Origin of the sequence: uncultured Salegentibacter sp., assembly GCF_963972535.1 — a bacterium.
Lineage (GTDB): Bacteria > Bacteroidota > Bacteroidia > Flavobacteriales > Flavobacteriaceae > Salegentibacter.
Genome location: NZ_CAXAVR010000178.1, coordinates 1 through 3,546 on the forward strand (window position 1 = coordinate 1; position 3,546 = coordinate 3,546).

General features: G+C 37.3%; 2 protein-coding genes and 1 pseudogene. 2 read left to right on the forward strand and 1 reads right to left on the reverse strand.

Annotated elements, in window-relative coordinates; genetic code table 11:
- Positions 1-407, reverse strand: a pseudogene (locus AACZ30_RS13455) (sodium:proton antiporter); the annotation flags it as partial.
- A 170-nt stretch (positions 408-577) separates the two neighbouring features.
- Here AACZ30_RS13455 and AACZ30_RS13460 point away from each other — a divergent pair.
- A complete protein-coding gene (locus tag AACZ30_RS13460; protein ID WP_339649997.1) occupies positions 578-964 on the forward strand; it encodes a hypothetical protein in 387 nt (128 codons plus the stop codon).
- A gap of 11 nt (positions 965-975) precedes the next feature.
- The gene (gene ppsA, locus AACZ30_RS13465; RefSeq protein WP_339650000.1) at positions 976-3,342 is read left to right on the forward strand and encodes a phosphoenolpyruvate synthase; all 2,367 of its coding nucleotides are present in this window, start codon (positions 976-978) and stop codon (positions 3,340-3,342) included.
- The last annotated feature ends 204 nt before the right edge of the window (positions 3,343-3,546 follow it).

The window sequence follows — 3,546 nt, forward strand, 5'->3', positions numbered from 1 at the left end:
ACAGGATCGGTAGGAGCAAGTACTGCCGCAAGTAATAAAGAGGAAGGAACACTAAGAAATAGGAAATTTTGTCCCAGGAAATATGCCGAAATCATACAAAGGGGCATAGTTAGAAACACGAGTAACAAAGGTCTTTTCCAGGCTTTAAAACTATAATTATTTCCAATTTTTAAACCAGCGCCCATTAGGGAAATAATCACTATCATTTCAGAAAAATACATGAGTCCCTCATCTGCCCATAAGGGATCTGGCCATCCAATAGGTAATCCTAATCCCACTAAAAGAAAGCCAATGAGTAGTAAAATTATAGGACCGCTAACCTTTATTTTTTTTGAAATTGAAGGCAGCCAGGCCATGATAAGGGTGGTGAAACCAATTCCCGCTAAGATCCAGTAATGTTCTTTCATATAATTATAAAAATAGCTGAATTTAATTGATCTTGTTTAAAGCCTATTAAATTTTTACAAAAGTCTAACAGTTTAAATAAGATGAATTATTAGTTATTCAGCTGATATTTATCATATTAAAATCCTTTTATACAGGTTAACTTTGAGAGAATAACCAATGCCTGTAAAAGATGGATACTTCCTTATTTCTCGCTAAATTCTGGGGTTGGTACCTTTTAATTTTCTTCTTTGTACTAAGCTTCAACCCTAAAAGAATAAAACAAATTTTTGAAGATTTAAAAGATCAAAAATTCGTGATATTGGCTGCCTTTGCTGCTATAATTATAGGTTTACTCAACATTTTATTTCACAATATCTGGGAGCTAAGTTGGAAATTTATAATCACCATTCTGGGTTGGACTTCACTTTTTATAGGTCTTGGCCTCTTTATATTCCCTGAATCTACTACGCGCAAACTTGCTGTATTAAATTTCAAATTTGTACAGACAATTTATGTATTGCTTTTCCTATTGGGAATTTTCCTGCTGAATATGGGGTATGAACTCGTGTTACAATAAAAATTAAGCTTATGAAATTCATTAAAAAATTTAGAGAGATATCTATAAAAGATGTCACAAAGGTTGGCGGGAAAAATGCTTCTCTGGGCGAAATGTATAACGAATTATCTTCTGAAGGTGTTTTGGTGCCAGATGGTTTCGCTACCACGTCTCAAGGTTTTTGGGCTTTTTTAAAGTCGAATAATATTGAAGAAGAGATAAAAGGTCTGTTGAAAAAACTTGATAGGAAGAATTATGAGAACCTTAGCAGCATTGGCTCTGAAGGCAGAGAGCTGATTTTACGGGGAGAATTTTCCAAAGAATTTTCCGAAGAAATTGTTGCCGCATATAACGATTTGGGAAAAGGAGAAAATATCCAGGTTGCCGTGAGAAGTAGCGCCACAGCCGAAGATTTACCGGGTGCGAGTTTTGCCGGCCAGCATGACACCTTTCTAAATATTAAAGGAAATGAAGCTTTACTCGATGCGGTTAAAAAATGTTTTGCCTCACTTTATACAAACAGGGCCATTAAATACCGGGAAGACCAGGGCTTTTTACATCACGAAATAGCGCTCTCGGTTGGTGTGCAAAAGATGGTGCGATCTGATATTAGTTGCTCGGGGATTGGTTTTAGTCTTGAACCCGAATCTGGTTTCAGGAATATTATTCATTTATCGGGTGTTTGGGGATTGGGTGAAAATATAGTACAGGGTCTGGTGAATCCCGATGAATTTGATGTATTCAAACCAACTATTGATAAAGCTGAAAATCCTATTATTCATAAGAAACTGGGGCATAAAGAGCTTTCTATGGTTTACGCCGAATCCAGCGGTCATTCTTCAACCGTTAACATTGAAACGCCGCTGGAAAAACAGGATAGTTTTGTTTTAAATGATGAAGAGGTAATTCAACTTTCCCGGTGGATTTTACTAATAGAAAAGCATTACCGTCGCCCAATGGATGTGGAGTGGGCAAAAGACGGTTTAACCAACGAACTTTTTATTACCCAGGCCCGCCCGGAAACAGTGCATAAGGATGAAGATAAACGGTTTTATATTGAATATCACCTAAAGCAAAAAGGTGAAATTTTAACTAGCGGAAGTGCCATTGGTTCCAGCATTGCTACTGGTAAAGCACGATATTTAAAGTCACCTGAAGAAGGACATAAATTAAATCCCGGGGAAATTCTAATTACCAATAACACCAGCCCAGACTGGGATCCGCTACTAAAATTGGCAGCTGCAGTTGTAACCGATAGGGGCGGAAGAACCAGTCACGCAGCAATTGTAGCCCGCGAAATTGGTGTGCCGGCAATAGTGGGAACAAACGATGCTACTACAAAAATTAAAGACGGAGAAATGATTACCGTTTCCTGTGAAGGCAAAACCGGTTTTATTTATAAAGGTGCCCTGGAATTTGATACCAGGGAAATTGATTTTGGAAAAATTTCTCTTCCAAAAACCGAAGCTAAATTTATTCTATCAGATCCAGATAGGGCCTTTCAACTTTCTTTTTATCCAAATACAGGAATTGGATTATTACGAATGGAATTTATAATTACCCATAAAATAAAAATTCACCCAATGGCTTTGGTGAAATATGATGAGGTTAAAGAAAAAGCTGCAAAAAAAGCGATAGACGAACTAACCTGGCAATATAAAGATAAACGTGATTTTTTTGTTGAAGAATTATCCCGCGGAATAGCTGTAATGGCCGCCGCATTTCACCCAAAAGAAGTAATTGTTAGGCTTAGCGATTTTAAAAGTAACGAATATGCAAACCTAATTGGAGGTCGCCAATTTGAACCTTTAGAAGAAAATCCTATGCTTGGGTTTAGAGGCGCTGCGCGTTATCCTCATCCTAACTATAAAGAAGCTTTTGAGCTTGAGTGCAAAGCTATTAAAAGAGTTAGGGAAGAAATGGGGCTTGATAATTTAAAAGTGATGATTCCTTTTTGTAGAACAATTGAAGAAGCAAAAACCGTAATCGAGCTTATGAAAAAATTCGGTTTGGAGCGCGGAAAGAATTCTCTTGAAATCTATATGATGGTGGAAATTCCCTCTAACGTAATTCTCCTCGAAGAGTTTGCAGAACATTTTGACGGATTTTCCATAGGATCTAACGATCTAACACAACTCACGCTGGGTGTTGATCGCGATTCAGAATTAATGGTAAATGTTTTTGATGAAAATAATGCTGCTGCTAAAGAAATGGTTTCCACAGCGATACAGAAAGCCAGGAAAGTTGGGAAGAAAATAGGACTTTGTGGGCAGGCGCCAAGCGATTTCCCCGAGTTCGCTTCATTTCTGGTAAAAGAACAAATAGATAGTATTTCGTTTAATCCTGATGCACTTTTAAAAGGAATAGAGAATATTAATAAGGCCGAGGCCGTGCAGTAAACAACTTCAGAGCAAGCTCACGAAGCATTGATATTGGAAAATATAATCTGATTTCGAGGCAATCCCCGGAACATTTAATCTCGATTATTGAGTAAAATACTAAGAAATGTCTAAAGATCTGCACACGCTCTCTGTTGAAAAAATCCTGTCGGAATTTAATGTAGATCCCAATAAAGGATTAGATAGTTCTGAAGTTAAATCAAG